Below are 20,846 nucleotides of genomic sequence, written 5' to 3'. Positions count from 1 at the left end.
TTGTGTCCGCACACTCCTCAATTCATGCATTTCCCATTAATGATCGTTTTCAACATCGTTTTATCCATATGGAGCGGCTCCATATGACTTTTCTTTAATAACTCTCTCGTATTGCTGTCATCGAACGTCAGCGTCTTCTCAAGATATCGATGAAACACTCTCATCGGTTCATTGAATTTCAGTTCCTGCTCGGTAAGCTGATTAGCATAAGAGATCGGTACAAGCTCGACCTTATGAAAATCGAGCTCTTCCTTTAAGGTTTCAAAAACAAATTGGTTTGTCGGAGGATTGGAATTGGTCATATGATAAATGGTGCCTTTTTCAGCATGCTCTAATCCAGCCGTTAGCACATCCACCACATAGTCGACAGGAACAAGGTTCTGGGCAGCTTCTGACTCACATAAAAAGCGGATGTTATGATTACTTTCCTGCTTTTGACGAGACATCCGTTTTTTCAGGATTTCAAAACTGCGGATCACACCGTATAACGCGAAAGTTGATTCCGCTTCACCTGTCTTTGAATCCCCAACAATAATCGATGGACGAAAAATATTAACATTGAAATGGTCGGTATATTCGAAGACTAAATGTTCAGCATAACATTTGCTTTCTTCATAAGAATTCACAAAAGTATTATGAACAGAATGCAATTCTTCCTTACCATACAGCTTGTCACCTAGCGTATAAGCTGTACTCACATGGAAAAAGTTCTTTACCCCAATCTCCTTGGCGAACTCCAATATATTCCGCGTCCCATCGACGTTCACTTTAAACGTCAACTCCCGATCTTCTTCATCAAAAGATAGAAACGCCGCAATATGATAAACCGTATCAATATGATTCTTCAGCTCTTTTATTTTTTCATCGGAGACTCCCGCTTGCTTTTTGGAAATATCTCCGTTTATAATAAACAAATTGCTTTGAAGCTCTTTTGGAACAGCGTCCAGCAGCTTTTCCGCTTTTCTCTCATTCCTCGCAAGAGCGTACACTTCATGACCTTCATTCAATAACCGAAGCGTCAATTGTTTCCCTACAAAACCAGTGGCACCTGTTAACAGTAGCTTCATGTTGTCCTCATCCCACCTAGCTTAATCTATTAATAACTTAATAATTTTTACACACGCTTAAAAGTTTAGCACATAAAACTTATTCTATCTTCGAAATCCCTTACATTGAGTCGAATGAACGATTTTTTTCTCAAATATTGTGAGATTTTGGTTGAATCATCCTTAGAAAAAGTTGTTAAAACAGCGCATCGAATAAAGCAGAAATAAGTCTTCTATTGTCGGATATGTAGGCACTGTCGAAGAATGGTAGTATGATGAAATTACCGAATCACTCTAGGAGGGATTAACTATGGCAATGGCGCTCTTTCTAGTCGGTTTTGCTGCTATTCTCTCATCCTTGATCTACCTCGCTTACTATTTGATCGCCATGCTGATGGAAAAGAAATATCCGTTCAAGAAGCCATTGTTTTTCCCGTTATTAGTTGGAGGCATCACATTTTCTATTATCGGTTTTGTCTCTATTGAGGAAAGTTCAGCCGACAAACTAGAAGATGAGATCTTAAAGAATGAAAATCTCTCACAGGAACACTCTCAACTAAAAAAAGATTTCGACTCTCTCATCAACGACTTTGAAGCATTAACAAGGGATAAAAACCAACTCCAAGAAAAATTAGCAGAAAAAGAAGAAGAGCTATCTTCACTGAGTAATGAAGCTGCAAAGTATGCTCAAGAAAAAAGCGACTTCGAGGATAAAATTGATTCACTGCAAGCAGAGATCAAAAAATTAAACACAGATGCGAAAGCCCTTACATCAGAGAACAACTCGCTTCAAGCAACCATCGATGATTTGAAAACTACTACAGCAAGTGCAGATTCTTCGTCTTCAGTCGACTCATCTCCCTATTATAAGAATTGCACGGCTGCTAAGAGTGCAGGGGCAGCGCCAGTATACGCTGGGGCTCCGGGGTATGGTTCGCATTTAGATCGAGATGGTGATGGAGTAGGTTGTGAGAATTGATGGGTTAAAAATTTCTTAGAATAGATATATAATAATCTGGCTGCTGTACTCTTATAGCTTAAGGAGGTGAGTCAATCAAACTAGAGGAAACCGACGTTTTTCCCCTATCCGATAAGATATTCATAAAGAATTGTGTTATTTAACGTCCTACTATGAATGTACAACCAATATATTTCTAAAACATCTAAGAGTTAAGCAGGGATTTTATTCCTTTTGTAGAAATTATTAGAGTAAAGCACCTGCATCCTAAGGTAGCCAAATAAAAGAAGGAAGGTGAATGGTATGTTCAAGAATCATATATTCAAGAATGTTCTGTTCAGATGGATGCCACACAAAGAACAAAGTATTTGTGAGAGAAAGCTTGAAAAAGTCATAAAGCGTCTAAAAATTGAGAATTTCCATTTCAATTGGGATCGCAGCAGCTGCTTTGTAGAATTCAATTATCAAGGGAAGTCTTACCGTTTGGACCACTCTGTGGATAAAGCCAAAGAGCGAGGAATTATCCTTCGAAACGGATTGGATTGCATGAATGATTTGACTCAGTCTCTTGAAGACCTGTGCCAAATCATCGATCGAGGCACGTATAAATTTGAAACGTGGATTGCCGGTATGCAGCATTCGCCTGCTGTAGTACGGGAAACTCAACCTGAATATCAGGAAGAATTCCATATTAAATATAAGACAACAGGTAAACAAAACCATCCTCCTCAACCCGAATATAAGAAAGAGGAAGAATTTAACCCTTTCGGTCCCCAGCCAGCGTTAAGGGACTATGAAAAGCAAGAAGAAGAAATTCATCAGCCGCAGCGCAGATAAGGTAATTAATAAAATTAAACTATACTAGTACATAAAAGCTCGTAGAGAAACATCCTTTCTCCTACGAGCTTTTTATTATTGTTCCGGAGCTATCCCTCATTTTTTTTAGCAAGTAAGAATGATAATGCCAGCTGATTGAACTCCTCACTTTTTTCCATATGACACAAATGACCGCACTCTTCCAGGATGATGTAATCCATATAGTGATTACGGGTTAGATCAGTCCGAAATGTAGGAAGAATACTTACATCTTCTTCTCCTGAAATATACAAACGAGGGATAGGAATCATTTTGATATCGATGTCGTCGAAAACCTCATCTAAATGCCTGAGCGCATCCATCCATTGATAGAAATTCTGCCTCCCCATTTTCTTTCCTTCGGTGATGAAAAAGTGTAAATGTTCTTGATGATTGGAGTATGGAAGCAGTCGGTGCCCGAAAAAACGGAACATCATCATATAAGGAATCCAGGACTTCACCTTCCATGCACGATCAGCTAACGAAATCATATCTGGATGGAATTTGATCACTGCACCACCTAAGCAAGCTGAGCGAACTTTCAACGCATCAAGCTTCATAATAACGTGAGAGATGATTGTCCCTAAAGAAATGCCAACGAAATGTGCCCGTGTAATGCCGTGATGATTCATGACTTGAAGTACTTGTTTTGCCGTAAACACAAATAAATTATCTTCTGTATCATTTTGAATGTTTGTTGATCCTCCATGGCCAGGCAAATCAATGAGCAGCAAATTAAAGTGTTTTTGAAATTTTTCTTGTTGTTTGTAGAACGTGTGATAGCTGCCGCCTACTGCGTGGAGCATGACGATCCACTCTTGTTGGTCAGAGTTATGTATGATCTTGTGATTTAGCAAAGGACCCCTCCTTTTATAACTGTATTTAAAAGGGACTCTACTTACGGTGGATGAAGAAGATTATACTATATTATGAGAACACTTCCTAACAAATGATACTATTAAAAGGTCTAAATACCTAATTTGTTTCAAAATAAAAAAACCTTTGCGGTTGCAAAGGTTTCTAGGTAATGGAGCATAGCGGGCTCGAACCGCTGACCTCTACACTGCCAGCCAGGATTACCTATTGAGTTTAATTATGATTGATCCCTATAAACCCTACCATTATTGGATTTTATGAATTATCTATATGATTAATAATAATTAAAATATATGGTTGTTGACGAGTTTGGTCAACAATTCGTCAACAACTATATAAATCGAGCAACAGATTAGAAGGCTGTTGGAATGCAGAGGAACAGTTACAGTGAGGTAGTATAAAACCAATCAACCTTTTCTAAAGTTGTTTATGATAAAAGTAATTGGGGCAATAATAATGAAATTCTGCCCCAAACCAAAATAAGTCAAATTTCTTCCATTACACATATTTCGATAAGATTCGAAAAAAAAAACTAAAAGAATAAAACGAGGCCACTCCCTTCCCTTTCATTACTATTTTCATTTGTGATTTATTCATTCCCCATATAAAAATTACTGCACCTCAGTTAATAAAGCTTAGAAAATTGAAACAACCCTTTATTTTTTCTATAAGAGCCAATGTCAAAGGTATATAGGAAAACAAATGTCGTCATTTTAATTGGAAAAGATAGGATTACCTCTTCCTCCTAGTTCTAATCACGGATATACTTATTGTAAACAAAACCAATAAATGGAGATGAATAAATCATGCCTAAATATAAAGAAGTAATATACGGAGATTTGTTATTCAAAGCTCCCATCATTAATGGTACACCAAAGCTTACTTCTGATATGAGAAGAGTGCTACAAGACTTCTCTAACGGGAAAGAAAACAAGAATGACTACCCTAAAGTTATGAAGCAAGGCAGACTTGTTATTAAATACGAAACCTATCTGATGAATAGAAATAAAGTAAAAAATACTAAAGCGAATAAGAGTTGGGAAATGAAAGGAGATTATTTTATTCGAGGTGCGTTGTTGTTTAGTAACGACTCTCCAAAAAAACTCATAAAAGATGTAGGTTCTACATTGAGAGGGTTCTCATTTGAGGAACTGAAGAAAGCTTATATTGATGATGTCAAAAAACCTTTGTTAGAAATAAAAGAGATAAGAAATAAAAAATACATTAAAGTGCCGTTAATAAAGAAGACGAACGATGGTGACATTGTAGAATACGATTCAAAGGAAATACTTAATCATATTAAAAAAAATAAGCCTAATAATAATACTAAAAAAGTAAAAGAAGCCCAAGAACAGAATAGCCAGACAAAAAATTCAAAGGTAAATAACGTTTCACAAGATGCTCTACAAAGAGAACCCATCGGTTCTACTATCCCATACAAAAGAAAAGAATTTTATCAAACTGTAAAATCCAAAGGTATGCCTCTTAAAAAAACCTCAAAAATTACTCAAGTAAGAAGAGACCAAAAACCTGTAGCATTCCTTAAAGAGGAGTATAATAACACTTGTCAGATTTGTAGAGAAAGAATAGAAGTAGGACCTAACATGTATTCTTCGGAGGTTCATCATATCAGACCGCTAGGTGGTCATTCTGGCCAAGACTCTATAGATAATATGATTGTTCTTTGTCCCAACCATCATGTAATGTTTGACCGTGGGGCTATTACTTTAGATTTAGAGAATGATAAGGTTATTCATTTCAATCCGCAACACCCACTTAACACACAAACTTTGTTTTATAAACATAAAATTGATAAGAAAAACATTGCATATCACAACGAAAATATATTCCTATCCAGATAGAAAGAACTAAAAGCCCAGGGTACTTTTACCTTGGGCTTTTATGCAAGGGGTTAACTATTACCAGTATGACTCTGGATATAGTCTAGTTTCTATTTAGACTACAGTTCTTTAAAGAATTGAGCTCAGAGAGTGTTTTTTGAGACCAAATATTAATCCCTTTTTTTAATAATGACCTTTTTATTTGAATCCACATCAGAAGTACCATTAAACCAGGTGAATGCTAAAAACCAAATTGTTATCAAAAGCATTATACTTGGCATAATGGGAAGTTCAATTGTAATCCACTGGTTATTTAGAAAACCCAAATTAAATAGAAGGAAATATTCTCGTAGTGATAATACAACCCATAATATCATTATATAAAAGCTTAGAATTTGATTTATTTTTGAAACGGAAAAGCTAAATTCTTTTGATATATTGCTTTTTTTCAGACTCTCACCTTCAAGAATAGTTTTGTAAAGGGGGCCCATTTCCTTATCTTCAAGCCTATCGACATGGTTCTCCCAATTATTTTGCCAGTACTTACTCCCCTTATTAACTAAGTACCAGCAATATGAAAAGACAAAACCTAAATTACATAACAACACAAGTAAATAGTTTGGAGGCTCTTCTATCCTCTGAACAACAAAGTAGCCTGTAAAAGTAGCTGCTATAAAAGCCCAAAAATATGTTGCCCGTTTCCAATATAATTCAATTTCGAATTTCCTTATATCCAAAGCTTGTTTTAAAGCATTTTCTCTTAATCTACTTCTATCCTTTGTAGTTTCAAAGGTTTCTGAATACCAAGCATCTTCCCCATGATTGTCCATATATGCCTCCTTTATTCGATTTTTCAAAAGCACTGTTATAGGGTAATTCTAAATCAGATAAGAACCATTAGAAATAGTCATAGTCTTTTGACTGTGGATTCATCGTCTTTTCTATTTCAACAGTAACAATATTTTCTTGTATAGCTCGAAAAACTCTTAAAAAGCTTGGTATTTCCATTATGCCTTACACATTATTTATTTTCTTACTTTGCAATACCGTAAAAATTATCTCCTTATATATTCTATAACCATGCCATGGATAATGTTTAACTCTTTTATAAGTGAACGTTCTGTGCCGTCCCAACCTTGCCAATTACAGGTTTCTGCAGTACTTCTACCATTACATTAATATCAAAATTAAAAACACCTCTCCATAGAAAATGGCTAGGTGTTCTCACTCAATAAGTTATCGAGTCCTTCAGCCTTAAGTAACTCACGCAATGTTTTATGTTCTTCTTTTATTCCTTTTAGTTCCATTTCAAGTTCTTGATAAGGTGTCAAAGGTGCATCAAAATATTTTGCTCCACCGTATCGTTCATCAGGATTCATATTATGATGTGGATCTAACCAAACTACATATATCTTGTTGTGATATTTGATACCATGAACCCTTCCACCTGATGAAGACAAACGAAACTGAATCATATTCTCAGGAGAAATCTGACTCAGAGTTTTAGGATGAATCGCTTCTTTATAATCATGCGCTGTCTTGTTAAAATCATGAGCATGAATATCATAATGCTGCCTTTGAGATTCGAATTCTGTCATAGAAAGTTCTGAAATAGCATTAAGATTATTAAACAAATGCATGAACCAACCATTTGTAACTCCACCACAGTTAAAAGCTTCATGCTTTGTATCTAAAAATTGAAATGAAAAATAAACTTTCTCTTTTCGTAAACGCCTAACTTCATCTTCACTTTTTTTCTGAAAGACTTGACGAGTTGTTTCTTTAGTTCCATGCGAACGAGCCTGAGGTATAGGATTTTGGCTAAAATCAGGTAAGGAGTTATTCCTGTTGGTCATGCTCAAACACCGTTTGGTAGTAGTTACGAATAGTAGTTCTGTTAATCACTGTTTCGCAAGGTTCTAGTTCATCCAATTCCCCTCTAGCTTCTAACCATGGTGCTTCTTGATGTGTTAAAAATTCAAGTTCATCTGCATTAAGGTGACCATATGATTCATAAACAAAGTTCACAAAATTCCACAAGGCTGGATTTTCTTCAATCAACTGTGGATCAATTTCAGATTGATGTATTTCTTGCCATCCATGTTCTTTATATTTTCTGTACAATTCTGGTGAAACTGGGCCATGTACCCAAGCTTGAAAGTTTTCTTCGAACGGCTCTTCCCCAAAGAGCGTATAGTACCACGCATAAGTATAATAAGATAATTTCTGTAACTTTTTGTGTGTCATTGGGGAAATGCTTAATAACATATTAGCAACATCCGTGACCTGGATTGGTCTTGTTACTACATAATCCATGCTATATATCCCCTTTCGAAAAGGAATTAGCTTGCCCATTAGTTTCACCACCTTAAATAAGTAATTTCCCTTCTATAACTTATTTATTCACTTAGATGTAGGAAAATGTGGACTAATAGGCAACTCTTTTTTGCATATTTTATCATATAATTCCAATTATTACTACACGATGCTGACCACATCTTATATTTTGTGAAATCCTTTAACCTCTCAAACTCCTTCATACTTCAATATATTTCTTTAAAATAAATTAAATATTATTTATAAAATCGAACTAATAAGGAGACATAAAAAAAGAACTCATCGATAGATGAGCTCATATCTTGAATCCCTTCAATTGCTTTGTCGATACTATCATGATTTATGCTGGAGTAGAATGATTGAAAATTCTTCAGCAGTACAACCTCCTTTGTATGTTTGTAAAAGTAATTACCGAAGGTGTTTTTCGTAATGTATGTGTGCCTATCTCATCTAAGCTGACATACTCAACTGCTCTTCTCTGTAAGCCGTGGTTTGTTAATTATACAGTTATTAATGGCCGGATAGGATAATATTAAATATGACTATGGTGGAAAATTTCCTGAATTAATAATTTCTAATAATTTCTAATAATTTCTAATAATTTCCTTACAAAATTGATTAATCACAGGACAATTACATTGCAAATATCATCAAATTTAATGGTTATATCTTCTCTATTTTTTTGATCAAAAAATTCTATCTTTCTTGTGCCAACATCCATTCTAATTACTTTAGCTAATAAGAATGAAAAATCAAATCCATTATGATATTGTACTTCTACTGAAATCCCATCACTCATCGCTCTCTGAAGAGTACAACTCATTTCTTCAATTTGTTGCTCATCCATGAGTGGCTTTTCTATCCGATTATCTTCCTTCCACAAGTTCTGAACCATTTCAACATGTTCGGGAAGCATTAGAGATGTCCACTTAATTGTTCCTCTATCCCTATTCCTATTATCCACTATACTACACCCTCCATGCATTTTTTCTGTTCGTAAGGAAACAACAGGATGTTCTCACGCTTAAAGGTTCTTACTTTTCTACGCGAGTAGCAATAAGCCAGAATAGTCTGATCTCGAATTTCAATAATTTGAATGACTCTTTGGGACATTTCACCGTTTGATGATACATAGATCATTTCAAGCTCCTCCTTATTCTCAGCTGAACGTTCCCTTATTCCATTCATCCTATCCCCTCCTATAAAATTATACGAACATTTGTTCTTTTATACTACCACTTAGTTTGTGAAAATAAACTGGAAGTATAAAGGATTTTGTCGTTAGTTAGGAGAATATAACCATTAATAAATACATAAGGGGGGATTATTAATGGAACAGACGATGAAAAAAATGGAGAAATGGGTATTTGAAATAAAGAAACATAATCCTAGTGAGGAAGTTATTAATGTGGTAGAAGAAATCTGCATATATGCCGGAAAGCAAGAACAGAGAATGAAAGAGGCAGAAGGAAGACTTGCCCTCTTTCGTCAGTTTTTTGGTGAGTTGGAGAAAGAACTTCTAAAGGAAGATTCTGATCTCAAACATTAATATAACAAAAGAACAATAATGTGCTTTGTTACTGCAAAATTGCCCCCTCCAGTTCTGAACTGGAGGGGGCAATTTATTGTTGACTTAAAGGAAGATAAAGTTCTCTATAAATACTTATGAAGAATATCACATCATTCCGCCCATTCCCTGACTAATATAAATACTTAAAAATAAAATTCAAAATACCTACACAATAATGTTTTAAGGCTTCACAGTTAAACTTAAACCTAAATAAGATATGAACATTTATGAACTATTTCCAGTCGAGTCCCAGTCAATAAAAAAGAGTTAATAGCAGCAAGTTCAACCAATCTTTTTCCTAGTAAAAAGAGAAAATATTATCTAATTACAAAAATGCTTTTTCATGTTGGGGTTCTTTTAAAGAAAATACTTTACGCCTTTTATTAATCATCCACTCAAACATTCCTTTATCTATTTTATAACATTCAGCCAATGCTACATCTATTAGATAATCACCTCGTCTTTCTAATTGTATATTTAACCTCAGACATAGCTTATATAATGGGGAGAGACTACTTGAGTAAAATAAATAATTTTTCTTATTATCAAATATAAAGTGACATGGCTTAATTGGAATGACTAATATATCGCTTGAGGTTCTTTTTATAAACCTTCCATCTATATAAGTATAGGTGGAAATAAACTCTGAAGGTATTTTAGTTTGCTTAGAAATTGCATAAAATTTATATTTGGATTCATTCATGGGATTAATAGAAGAAAACATAAGAATTGTGGACATTATCGAGTTTAATAGTTTGAACTTTTCAGTAGTTGACTTATTTTCATATTTATAATCACATAGGTCATTTAAAGCTTGTTCAGTAAATTTGTGAGTTGATAAATCACTATAAGGTACATTTAAATTTATATAGCTTAAGCTCGATGCAAGATATAACATGTCATTCTCAGTACTAAATAGAGAAATTATTTTAGCAGGATGATACTCTTCAAACTTAATCCCATTAGCCTCACACATCTTTTCAAAGTAATCGCGTTCCTCTTGACTTAACACATAATTTGAAACAACAATGAACTTTTTCAGCACATGTTCAAATCCATCTGATCTTCTTTTCTTTTCAATGTATGCTAGAGCGCTTTCAAAATCTTCTCTTATTTTATCTTTTTTTGTATATTTTAAGGGATTAGGTCGTTTTGTATGGACACCATAAATGCAATATTCGAACCTATTTTTTCCTGCTTGTGTTCTTTCATATCCATCAATCCCTCCATCGTTTGTTAGTGGAGTTAAACGGTATTTAGGTTTAGCAAAAACTAATAATTGTTGAATAACCTCTTCAAACTGGTCAGTAGTTAAATTTTCTAAATGATTTTTAAGAAATTTTATATTAAAGGGAATTTGTAACGACATAGTAATACTCCTTCATTTCACTTTAAATACTTAATAGTAATAAATTAAATCTATAGGATCTTTTGTTTGAAAATTCAGATCCTTTTGGGTGATTAAGAGGGCTGAATCATACAAGTGCTTATCTCGCTCCCTAAGCAGGTAATGATATGAAGAAAAAATCCAATTTCTTATACTTCTTACTTTAATCCATTTGATAAATTTAAAAAAACGTTTATATTCACTTGATTTCTCATTAATAATTTTTATTTCTTCAGTTAAATATTGCAAATCGTCAATAATATCAGAAATAAGATTTTGCGTAATTACACTTTCTAAAAAAGGAAAGTTATTTTTCTTGTATTCAAAATAAGAATTCAAAAAACTTTTGTCAGAAGCTAAGATAAATTCGTTTCCTTTGTAAGAGAGGCCTTCATATTCCCCATTATTAAAATAAGATAGGCAAAAAGTGTTTAATAATTTCTCAAACTGGTAAAATGCTGATTTTAACTTCATATAGTTATTATACTTTTCTTGATTAAAAATGAATTTGACGGTTCCCGCTTTTATATATGGTGCATTGGTTATTTTAGCATAAATACTTCTATGATTTCCTTTACTTGCTGCATATATATTATCTTTATCGTAATATTCAAATTCAATCGGGTTTACATTACGACAACGGTCACTTTCAAAAAAATTATGATATGTTTTAAGATCGGCACTTTTACTTAAATGGTACATGCACCTATTCAACCGGTCTGAAGATATGTTTACATCAACAGGCGCTAAAGCTAAATCAAACCATGATACGTTAAATGGCACTCTACTCAGACTTTTTATCCGATCTACGGGGATATATTGTAATTTTTGTCCTTTTTGAAAATCATAATAAATACTATACTCTTCAATTCTCAGGGTTTGTTCCTTTTTAATTCTATCAATATATGACTCAGATACTCCTTTTTCTAACAAAATCTTTTCTAACTCCCTCGCTGAATAATCAACTGACAAATTCATAACCTCCAATCCAAATAAATATTTTAGCTTCTTCTTTAAATTACAACTAAATTTATAAAGTGAGTATATCCCTTTTTCTGCTTTCATCTAATTAGATGGATTAAATAAAATTATAATACTTACCTTCATTGCACAATCATTAATCATTTGGATTAGCTACTGTCCATACCCTCTTTATTGGAATATCAGTCTTAATATCTTCGTCCAAATTTTCATAGTTACTTAACAATTGCTTGTTGATCTCAGAAACGAACATAAAAAAATCGTGAGGGAATTTCCCTCTATACTGTTTTCTGTTAAGTCCGGGTGCCCTACCGAAAGTCATATTTCTGTTCTCGTCTATTTTAACTGATCAGATCGAGTTCCTTCTTCCATTACTTTTGAGATTCTCTTAGACACAGATATGCTTCTCAATTTCAAATTCCATATTTACCATGGTAACCCCCCAGTCCTTGAATATATTGGTTTTTTATCTATGATTTATTGGTTGAATGATTGGCTAAAATAAATGAAATGAAACATATCATTAAACCATTATTCTTATTCATTTTTTACATGATCCCGAATAGTCTTGTTTCTTATTGCATGTTATACTTGGCTCCCCCTTATTTTAGCCATCGTCCTCATCCAACATCCAGACTCTCTTTATGGGAATCTCCTTTTTAATTTCGTCACTTAAATGCTCATAATTTTTGAAGATCTCATTGATTACCGTTTTCGAATCCCATAAGCGTACTTTAAAGAACTGCTTTGGAACTTCTCTCATCACAGAGTTTTTAAACCCACTCCATGAAACCAGTAAACCAAAATCTGCACTAAAGTTACTCATTGTACCAATTAACTGGTCTAATGTAAGTCGGTCAAGAGGTGTATCTGACGTTTTAACTTGAACACAAATTCTTGGCTGCCCGAATCCGAGCGTATCCGAGGCAGCCAGGATATCAACGCCGTGGTCTGCCCCTTCCAGGCTACGATATGTGGTAAACCCCTTAGCTTTTAGCAATTCTTCAATTAAATTTTCCATGTTATGTCCTTTAAATCGCTGAATGATCCTCTTGGAGATCTGGTCATAAATGTACTCATCTAAGTCAGAAGTAACCTGTTCTTCATTTTCATCAACTAGATCTTCAATCGTTTTTTCTTTTTTGACATGCCAGTTGTTTCGATACATCTCACGTAATCTTTTCTCCGCATCATTTCGCCTGATCTTACAAACCGTCATAAATGCGCCAAATGAATACAGTAAGTCCTGTTCAAAACGATCCCGGGGAATATCCGTCGCAAACCAATTCACATCACGATAATGGTAATAAGGGCTCCCGTTTGACTCTTTGTACTGATACTCACTAGTAATCTCTCCAATATGTATCGTTCGGTTCATTTTCGAAGGAAGAATTACCCAGTCCCCAATTGTCATACGGTGAGCAATAGGCCAAATTTGCGAAGCCCAATTTACAGCCTTCTTTTCCTTTTCAAGATCATATAGTTGAATGAGTTTCTGATAGAGCTCCTCCTTTTCATTAAAAGTGGATAAATCTGTATCTAGGTCATCCCAGGTTAAATAAACCCGCTTATCTTGCAAAAACTTATTCTCGTGCTGCCCTTGCCTCCCAGCACGAAACAACCATATGCTCATCTGTCTCCTCCTCTTCCAATTATTTTTTTCCATCTTATCACAGTTTAATATATTCTAAATTATGAGTGAGTGTAGCTTGTAAGGGTACCTTCATTCATCTAAATCACAATTGCACTATAAAATCACCTCCCTTGATTAAATTTCAAAATTATCTCCTTGTCATCGATTTATTATATTTATTGTTCAAACCTCTAAACTTTATGGCAATCGAATTAAATATAAAAATAAGCACCCCCATCAGGATGCTCTAACTACTAATATATATCTTCTTTTCTTTTGCTTCTTCAATAAGCTAATTTAATTCTATGATGGATGCGAACGTATGCTCTCAATAATTACCTTTGTTAATATTTATTACTTTCCATAGTAACACTAAGAAGAGAAGGATATTAACAAACCTTCTTACTAATTTTTAAAATTCTTCTTCAGTTAATTCTTTACGTCTTCCCACGAACAACTCCTAAAATGATCATTAGGGAAATCTTGAAAAAGTAAGCAATACTTTTTTCTCTACAGATTAAAAATTGTTTTCTTAAATTCTTCAATTGCCTCTAAATGAAAGCTAGCCGAAGCTTTTGTTTGATTTTCTATTTCTACCCTCATATTATTGACTTTTTCTACAATCAAATCTTGTGTGTCTAAAGGGGGTAAAACTACTTCATAGTTACTAATTTTTTCAGCGTTTAGATTAGGCTGGGCACTACCGCTTGCTAAGTCCTTTATATTCTTCATTTCATTTTGTATATATATCCAAAGGAAATCAGTGTTAACAACGCTTTTATCAATTTGATGTAAAACTGCACAAGCTTGATTAGTGGAAGCTTCAATACCTAACTTTGCACTTCTACCTGCAGTTGCCCCATACATAGCTATGACTAAACTATCTTTTGGATATAGCTTTGCACTACTTTGTTTCAAGCCAATTTTCGTAATCTTCTCTTCAGTATCATAAATTATTTCTTCCCTAATCTCACCAGTTTTTAACCAAGGGATACTTCCGTTTTTATAAAACTCTTCCTTTTTTCTTGAGGGTGTACCACCACTACCAATCTTGCACAACTCTCCTATTTTTTTTATATCATATCCCTTATTTCTCAACACTTCTTTTTTCCCAATTATAGAATCAACAGACCAATCCTCTATATCTTTGAATGAGGCAAACTGTAGCCCCTTTTTAATTTCCCTTTTTTTTATTTCGATTCCTAACGTGGAGTTTATATATTCTTCTATTTCTTTTTCTAAATTTATTGCCTTTTTTGTTGCTTCATTCGCTTTGGCTACAACTTCTTTATATCTTGAAACAATTTTTTCTTGTTCTTCCAGTGAAGGTAAGGGCACTTTATTGTTTAAGAAGTCTTTTTCTTTTATACGTTGTCTTCCAGTTGTGCCGCTACTTTCATTTCTACATATATCTCTAAAGTGTTCTGTGTGAGTTATAAGTTCAAAGTATTCTGCAATAATTTCATTCTTATTTATTTCAAATACAGGAAAATCACTTGTTGCTATTGAATTGTTTAGTTCTGGACCAGCTATCCCAAATGCACCATTCCTTGCATCAATTCTAGATATTATAAACTGGCCTTCTTTTATAAGGAATTGTTTTTTTGTACCTATATCTTTTCCATACACTTTATCCCTAACTTTTACCCCATTGCCATACAATTGAACTGTGGGCCTTTTATATATCCTGTCATCTTCAATATCTATTTTAGTTTTATTTCTTTTTAAGAACTTACTAATGCTTTTAAGTGGATATTTATCATTAAAGAGGATGTTACTCTCAATTAATGAATAAGTTGACCATTTTTCAATGTCTTTAAACCTTACAAACTTTAAAGAACTATAACTTTTAGCCCCTTGCATCTAAACTTCCTCCGACATAGCGTTATTTTTCAGATAAACTTTTCCATCCTTATATGTGTATTTATAGATAATGGACTTTAAATTGAGAATACTGGCATCGGACTTTCTTACATATTCCTTAAAATCAGCAACAATATCATCCAACTCATTATCAGTTGCTGTTCCTTTAGAAGTAATTCCAGCCTTATCAACCTGTGCAACTGGTACTTCATAATCAAAACGATTCTTGATTATATTTTTAATTTCAATATTTTTCAATTCTTTTATTTCTGCAAGACGCTTTTTCCACTCTTTCTTAGCAAATTTTATACGTTCTCTTATCTCTTTCTTTTCTTCTTTATCAGATGTCTTTTTTAATTTCTTTTTTAACCTAAGGAGTGGCTTTTCACTAAGTATTTCTCTGCATGCATATTTGGAATTAATTTCATTTTCGGCTTCTTCTACAATCTTCTTATATTCCAAATCTTCTTCATCTGTAAATTTACGCAGGAAAATTAACGAAGATTTAACATGTGCACCGGCATTTTTAAAAACATCTTCCGGAATGCTTACTATCAATACAATTTTTGCCCTACCTTCAAAATATTCTCTCACAGATTGTAATTTAAAGTTATTTAAAAAGCCTTCTGGTAATACAATACCCATTCTTCCTCCAGGCTTAAGTAGGTTTAAACAACGATCTGTAAACATTACTTCCTTTAACTTAGATAATTTGCTTACTTCAAAATAATCTACTATTTTTTTATCAGGGGCAGTTGGGTCTTTTAAATCATCAGTAACACGGCTGCCAAATGGTGGATTAGTCAATATAACGTCAAAGCTTTCATCTTTTATCCCATTTACATTTAGCAATCCTTCATGTTGATGTACTCCACCATGGCCATCTCCATGCATTATCATATTCATTTTTGCCATTCTAGCACTTCTACCTTCTTTATCTGTGCCAAAGATACATTCAGTAGATAGTTTATTTAGGCGTGTACCTTTTTTCTTATTATCTAGATCTTGGTTTATCTGTTTGTATACATCCTTGATTTCATCCGTAACTTTTATTTCCAACTGTTCATATTCTTTTTCTGAAAGGTTCTTAGTATTTTTCAGTTCATCTAATAATTGTTCCTTAATTTCCTCTTTAGATTTTCCTATGCTTTCTTCTATATAACTCCTAATATATTCAAATGCATAAATTAAAAAACCACCACTTCCACAGCAAGGGTCGCATATACGTTCCCCTTCTTGGGGATCTATAATTTCTGTCATAAACTTTACGATTGTTCTTGGAGTGAAAAACTGACCTAAGCCAGCACCTCTAAAAGTTTTACTTAAAAATTCCTCAAATGCTACTCCTTTTACATCGTCATCGGTTTCACTTAAATTATAAGTTTGTAAGTCTTTAATTACTTTTTCGAAACTTTCCCTGCTTATCTTTATTTTATCGTTTTCTTCAAATAATTTTTCTTTTGAGTACTTATTCTTGGTATCTTCAAACCAAAAATCCATATAAGATAGATTGAAATTAGGGTTTTGGCGAGTTAATGTAGGCTTAATATATAATTCATAGTCTTTTTCTTTCTTTTTAAATACCTCTAAAGAAAATATATCAGGTTCTCCCATTTGCCTATTTCTTTCGTAATTAATTTTCATAAACAAAATTTTAGAGATTTCATCAAATGCTGCATCAGGTGCAAGTGCATCATTATCTCTAAAAGTATTGTGACACTTTAAAAGAAGATTTTGAAAATCTACTTTGGAAAATGTTTTCTTTTTAGCCAAAATTGACTGGATTACTTTTTCATCATTTATATCTCTAGCATGAGGGATTTCGGTAATTTCATCTAAAAATTCCGAGGGTGCTTTTTGTTCATCTGTTTTAAATACACGGTGTTCTTTTAGATTAACGCACACAAAAAACTTTGCATGCATCCAGCTGGCATAATTAGCCCCTTGGAAGAAGTCTCCTCTTTGCAATTTAACTTCTTCAGCTTTACATTCTACAACAATAAATGCACGGTTTTTATCTAGTTTATCTTTCTCTGATTTCCATATTACTATATCAGCACGGGCTTTACCCAAACCACGCTTAGAGTTACTTACTGTCATTTCCTGTTGCATTTGTTTAAGATCATATCCATATTCGTTAACCAACATACATATGTAAGTTTGACGTACTTTTTCTTCAGGTGTAAGAACTAATTCTTTACCTAACAAAGGGGCATATATTTTATTTCGTGATTCATCAATCTTTAATTCTAAAGTCAATTCAAAACAACTCCATTCAATGGTAAATAAGATGTAAGGGATATTTTTATTTTGACGATTGCAAATTACCTTATTAATACATTTACAATCTCTATACTCCATTGATAATCCCCATCAATAATAACATATTTATACAAGTTCCTGTCACAAGCTTACTCTACATCTCTCATCCTATATATCTAAAGATATAAAAATGAAATAAAAAATTTCTTAATCACTTTCTTCATTAAATAAAGGGGGTGTGCCCCCTGTGTACCCCCTATTGTTTAAATTCACTCTATATTATCCATTCTCTTTTTGGCACGAATCAATGTACTTTTTGAAATGCCGCTCAAACTTTCTACCTCTTTATATGAATTAGTCTTTAAGAGGTAGAAAGCATAGTTTATTTGTTTCTTATTAAACTTGGTTGGTCTACCCTCTCTATAACCATCATGCTGCTTAGCAAAGGCTAATTAATGTCAAAATTTTTCACCCATTATCTTTCATTAACTTGCTCACTCTATCTTTCCATTACTAACTCATACTCTTTCTTAATCTCTCTATTCCAGTCTTTATTTGTAGGTAATTCAATTTTAGATACTTCTTTACTTATTAGTCGTTGAAACTTATTAGCAAACTCCCGTCCAGCCTTATCATTATCCGTACAGAAAGTAATTTCTTTTACCTGATGACCTTCCTTCCCCATCCGTTTAATTTCATCAACCACAGTCTGGCGCTTAAGTCCAGACATGGAAACTAAGCGAGTATCTTGTAATTTCCCTTTCTTAAAACTCCAGTAAGACAGCGCATCGATCGGGCTCTCAAAAAGATAAATAGAATTCGGCTTACCTATATCAACAGAAAAACCAGCAGAACCATGGCTGTTTCTATCAATCCCTTTAAATACTCGTCCATCTTTCATTGGAGAAGTTCCTTTTCGATCCGCACCGACTATCTCTCCCTGATGCTTCCACTTAAAAACCACATTTCCAAGCTTGTCCTGGGCAATTAAGTCTTTATTATCAAGCCAATTAACAATCCTAGGATGAATCTTCCGTTCACCCGTAAGATAATCCTTAGCCTTTGTCCTATCGTTTACTTCATAGTGGGAAGGATATTGATAAGGTTCCTTAGGCTTTTGCTCTTGGTAATTGTCTTTTACTTTATACCCTTGTGCATTCAGATCGAGAACAGCTTCTGGAAAGCTCATGCCATAAAACATTTTGGCAAAGTTAATAACTCCAGCTCCTTTTTCGTCTCTCGAATTCCAGGCATACATTTGATCTTTAATTACTAGGCTGTCATGCACTTGGTGACGGTAGTACCTCCCCTCTTTCTTCAACGGTTCTCCTTTAAGCTCAAGATAGTCTATGAGATCCACATTACGAGCAACCTCCACTTGGTCCGCGCTTACATGTTTAGCCATGCAGCACTTCCTCCTCTCTGAGTTTAGGTATAAAAAAAGACAGGGAGAAAACTCCCTGCCTATCGTTCAATCTCTGCTTTTTCTTTTTGCTTTTCCTTCTGCTGAACAGCCTCCTTACTACTCTTTTCATTCTTCATTTCCGAAGTGGTGCTTTCTTTTTCTTTCTCTTCATGAAACTCTCGGTCCAGCTTACTCTCAATTTGAGACAGTCTTTGCTCTCCACGATCCGTTAAAGGTAGCTCTTTTAATTCTTGAAGAGATTCTTTCTTAAGCTGGAAGACCTCTTCCTTACTGTGAGTCTCTTGAAAAGCACGCATCTGATTTAAACGTTCTTGTCGGTCATTATTTTCATCTTTATCCAATTCTTTTCCAACTGTTGGTTCAATAAAGTTCATGAGCTCCTTTTTATAAGCATTTTTGAAGTCTTGGTTAGAATATTCCTCTTCTGCCTTTTCTTCCTTAATAAAAGGCCCTCTATCCTTCTCAGCCTTGCTCAGCTGGCTTCTGTACATATCCCGAAGCTTTTCTGAAGGTAACTTCTCCATTTCTTGTTTTTCTTCTTCAACTTTATGTTTTTGTACTTTAGCACTCATAGTTTTCTCCCCTTCTTTTTCTTGGGCTAAAGATTCTTCAATGGATGTAATGAATTCTTTAGCCGTTGCCTGAACTTCTTGTAATAGTCTTTCGTGGTCTTTAAATTCATGGTCCTTAGTCCAGTGATGCAGATAATCTAACGAGTAGTCACTGGTATCAATATTGAAATAAGAAGCAACCGTATAAGCTGTCATTTCCGCCTGAAATTCTTTCTCCGGTTTGGTGTAGTCATCTATATTTTCCTTTGTGTGAAGCTTGGCATGAGTCAGTTCATGTAATAGTGTCTTTGTATTTTGTCGCTCCGAGTTACGCGGATTAAGAGCGACTTCCCTTCTACCTGTGTAACTGACTCCTTTAGCTGCTCCTAACTCTTCATAAGGTTCTACAATTTGAATGTTATTTTTCTCGGCTATAGTCTCCATCCCTTTTCGAAGCTGTGTATAGTTTTCTACCTCACCATCGATCCATTTGTTAGGAAAGATTTGAGGCAGATCTTTTTGAGTGGCCGTTGTCTGGGAAACATCGAACACACTTCCGGTTGAATAAACAAGACGGCCATCTCGTTTGTCGAGTTGACCGTCTTTGACTTGTTGCTTTTCTGATTTCGTCGCATATTTCAAGGGTTTCCATTCGCCCTCTTCATTTTGAAACTGTTGCCCTAGCCGGTTAGGTACGAGAACCTTTAGACTTTTCTCTCCTTTATTTACGGAGAACCCTTTGTCTTTCCAGAAAGCGTAAGAACCTACAGCTTCTGCTCCTGGAAACTGTGAATCAATTAATGCGGTATTCGGTGGAGAATACCGGTGGAACTTTCCCATAAAGTCTAGATACTCTTTCATTTGTACAGGAGAATGAAAATGATTAGAAATACTTTCTTCCATCCCCTCTGTCAGTCGATGGATCTCCTCTTTAACCTTTTCCGGTGATTTCTGTTTATAGGAGCGTTTAGTCTTCGCCATGATCTTCAGCTCCTTCACTGATGTTCATGAGTTCTTCCATTTCTTCCTCATCGTAATTGGGTTCTGTATTTAATATCAGTTCCTTTGTTTTCTTATGGAAAGGAAGGAGTAGGTTCTCTTGATTAACCAAGTGTTGCTCAAGATCATCCATTTCCTCATTATTCAAAGTTAAGGTATATTCCTCCTGCCCTACGTCCATCACGAGCTCATTGTTTTCACTTAAACGCTTAAACACACCGACTTCATAATCGCTATTAAACAAAAGCATCTCTTCACTCC

19 protein-coding genes and 1 pseudogene are annotated in these 20,846 nt (G+C 34.3%); 4 read left to right on the top strand and 16 right to left on the bottom strand.

Annotation, left to right across the window (positions count from 1 at the left end; all coding sequences use genetic code 11):
• Positions 1 to 17 precede the first annotated feature (17 nt).
• Positions 18 to 1,067, bottom strand: coding sequence for an SDR family oxidoreductase (locus tag ACRYKC_RS07515; protein ID WP_433806117.1), 1,050 nt, complete (start codon positions 1,065 to 1,067; stop codon positions 18 to 20).
• A 289-nt stretch (positions 1,068 to 1,356) separates the two neighbouring features.
• On the opposite strand from ACRYKC_RS07515, the gene ACRYKC_RS07510 reads away from it, so the two are divergent.
• Both ACRYKC_RS07510 and ACRYKC_RS07505 read left to right on the top strand, forming a co-directional pair.
• Complete coding sequence (locus ACRYKC_RS07510) at positions 1,357 to 2,025, top strand: excalibur calcium-binding domain-containing protein (protein WP_433806116.1); 669 nt, start codon at positions 1,357 to 1,359, stop codon at positions 2,023 to 2,025.
• Positions 2,026 to 2,307: 282 nt separating this feature from the next.
• The gene (locus ACRYKC_RS07505; RefSeq protein WP_433806115.1) at positions 2,308 to 2,841 is read left to right on the top strand and encodes a hypothetical protein; all 534 of its coding nucleotides are present in this window, start codon (positions 2,308 to 2,310) and stop codon (positions 2,839 to 2,841) included.
• A gap of 89 nt (positions 2,842 to 2,930) precedes the next feature.
• Here the strand turns inward: ACRYKC_RS07505 and ACRYKC_RS07500 are convergent, their stop codons facing one another.
• Positions 2,931 to 3,716 (bottom strand): alpha/beta fold hydrolase, encoded by a 786-nt coding sequence (locus ACRYKC_RS07500; protein ID WP_433806114.1) that lies wholly within the window; start codon positions 3,714 to 3,716, stop codon positions 2,931 to 2,933.
• 825 nt (positions 3,717 to 4,541) lie between these two features.
• Between ACRYKC_RS07500 and ACRYKC_RS07495 the strand changes: the two genes are divergently transcribed.
• Complete coding sequence (locus ACRYKC_RS07495; RefSeq protein ID WP_433806113.1) at positions 4,542 to 5,597, top strand: HNH endonuclease; 1,056 nt, start codon at positions 4,542 to 4,544, stop codon at positions 5,595 to 5,597.
• A gap of 149 nt (positions 5,598 to 5,746) precedes the next feature.
• Here the strand turns inward: ACRYKC_RS07495 and ACRYKC_RS07490 are convergent, their stop codons facing one another.
• From ACRYKC_RS07490 to ACRYKC_RS07470, 5 genes are all read right to left on the bottom strand, one after another.
• Complete coding sequence (locus ACRYKC_RS07490) at positions 5,747 to 6,406, bottom strand: RipA family octameric membrane protein (protein ID WP_433806112.1); 660 nt, start codon at positions 6,404 to 6,406, stop codon at positions 5,747 to 5,749.
• A gap of 384 nt (positions 6,407 to 6,790) precedes the next feature.
• Complete coding sequence (locus ACRYKC_RS07485) at positions 6,791 to 7,432, bottom strand: hypothetical protein (protein WP_433806111.1); 642 nt, start codon at positions 7,430 to 7,432, stop codon at positions 6,791 to 6,793.
• Positions 7,416 to 7,892: a Panacea domain-containing protein gene (locus ACRYKC_RS07480; RefSeq protein WP_433806110.1), complete on the bottom strand. Its 477-nt coding sequence runs from the start codon at positions 7,890 to 7,892 to the stop codon at positions 7,416 to 7,418. Before ACRYKC_RS07480 ends, ACRYKC_RS07485 begins: the two co-directional genes overlap by 17 nt.
• A 643-nt stretch (positions 7,893 to 8,535) precedes the next feature.
• The gene (locus tag ACRYKC_RS07475; protein WP_433806109.1) at positions 8,536 to 8,829 is read right to left on the bottom strand and encodes a YolD-like family protein; all 294 of its coding nucleotides are present in this window, start codon (positions 8,827 to 8,829) and stop codon (positions 8,536 to 8,538) included.
• A 47-nt stretch (positions 8,830 to 8,876) separates the two neighbouring features.
• Complete coding sequence (locus tag ACRYKC_RS07470; RefSeq protein ID WP_433806108.1) at positions 8,877 to 9,101, bottom strand: hypothetical protein; 225 nt, start codon at positions 9,099 to 9,101, stop codon at positions 8,877 to 8,879.
• A gap of 142 nt (positions 9,102 to 9,243) precedes the next feature.
• Here ACRYKC_RS07470 and ACRYKC_RS07465 point away from each other — a divergent pair, with 142 nt between their 5' ends.
• On the top strand, positions 9,244 to 9,462 hold the full coding sequence (locus ACRYKC_RS07465; protein ID WP_433806107.1) for a hypothetical protein: 219 nt from the start codon (positions 9,244 to 9,246) through the stop codon (positions 9,460 to 9,462).
• A 346-nt stretch (positions 9,463 to 9,808) separates the two neighbouring features.
• On the opposite strand, the gene ACRYKC_RS07460 is transcribed toward ACRYKC_RS07465, so the two are convergent.
• The 9 genes and pseudogenes from ACRYKC_RS07460 to ACRYKC_RS07420 form a co-directional block, all read right to left on the bottom strand.
• A complete protein-coding gene (locus ACRYKC_RS07460) occupies positions 9,809 to 10,852 on the bottom strand; it encodes a hypothetical protein (RefSeq protein ID WP_433806106.1) in 1,044 nt (347 codons plus the stop codon).
• 30 nt (positions 10,853 to 10,882) lie between these two features.
• Positions 10,883 to 11,935, bottom strand: coding sequence for a hypothetical protein (locus ACRYKC_RS07455; RefSeq protein ID WP_433806105.1), 1,053 nt, complete (start codon positions 11,933 to 11,935; stop codon positions 10,883 to 10,885).
• A gap of 523 nt (positions 11,936 to 12,458) precedes the next feature.
• Positions 12,459 to 13,484, bottom strand: a complete 1,026-nt coding sequence (locus ACRYKC_RS07450; protein ID WP_433806104.1) for a restriction endonuclease — start codon at positions 13,482 to 13,484, stop codon at positions 12,459 to 12,461.
• A 510-nt stretch (positions 13,485 to 13,994) separates the two neighbouring features.
• A complete protein-coding gene (locus ACRYKC_RS07445; protein WP_433806103.1) occupies positions 13,995 to 15,347 on the bottom strand; it encodes a restriction endonuclease subunit S in 1,353 nt (450 codons plus the stop codon).
• Positions 15,348 to 17,606 carry an N-6 DNA methylase gene (locus tag ACRYKC_RS07440; RefSeq protein ID WP_433806102.1) on the bottom strand — a complete coding sequence of 753 codons (2,259 nt, stop codon included), beginning with the start codon at positions 17,604 to 17,606 and terminating at the stop codon, positions 15,348 to 15,350.
• A 272-nt stretch (positions 17,607 to 17,878) separates the two neighbouring features.
• Positions 17,879 to 18,058 (bottom strand): annotated as a pseudogene (locus ACRYKC_RS07435) (recombinase family protein); the annotation flags it as partial.
• Positions 18,059 to 18,108: 50 nt separating this feature from the next.
• Positions 18,109 to 19,014, bottom strand: coding sequence for a toprim domain-containing protein (locus ACRYKC_RS07430; protein ID WP_433806101.1), 906 nt, complete (start codon positions 19,012 to 19,014; stop codon positions 18,109 to 18,111).
• 59 nt (positions 19,015 to 19,073) lie between these two features.
• On the bottom strand, positions 19,074 to 20,567 hold the full coding sequence (locus tag ACRYKC_RS07425) for an ImmA/IrrE family metallo-endopeptidase (RefSeq protein ID WP_433806100.1): 1,494 nt from the start codon (positions 20,565 to 20,567) through the stop codon (positions 19,074 to 19,076).
• On the bottom strand, positions 20,554 to 20,835 hold the full coding sequence (locus ACRYKC_RS07420) for a hypothetical protein (protein ID WP_433806099.1): 282 nt from the start codon (positions 20,833 to 20,835) through the stop codon (positions 20,554 to 20,556). The genes ACRYKC_RS07425 and ACRYKC_RS07420 overlap by 14 nt, the downstream gene beginning before the upstream one ends.
• Between the last annotated feature and the right edge of the window lie 11 nt (positions 20,836 to 20,846).

The organism is Halobacillus sp. A1-3 (genome assembly GCF_050971765.1).
In the GTDB taxonomy this organism is placed as follows: Bacteria; Bacillota; Bacilli; order Bacillales; family Halobacillaceae; genus Halobacillus; species Halobacillus mangrovi_B.
The sequence above is the reverse complement of the archived record's forward strand: the minus strand, read 5'-3'. Positions and strand labels throughout refer to the sequence as shown.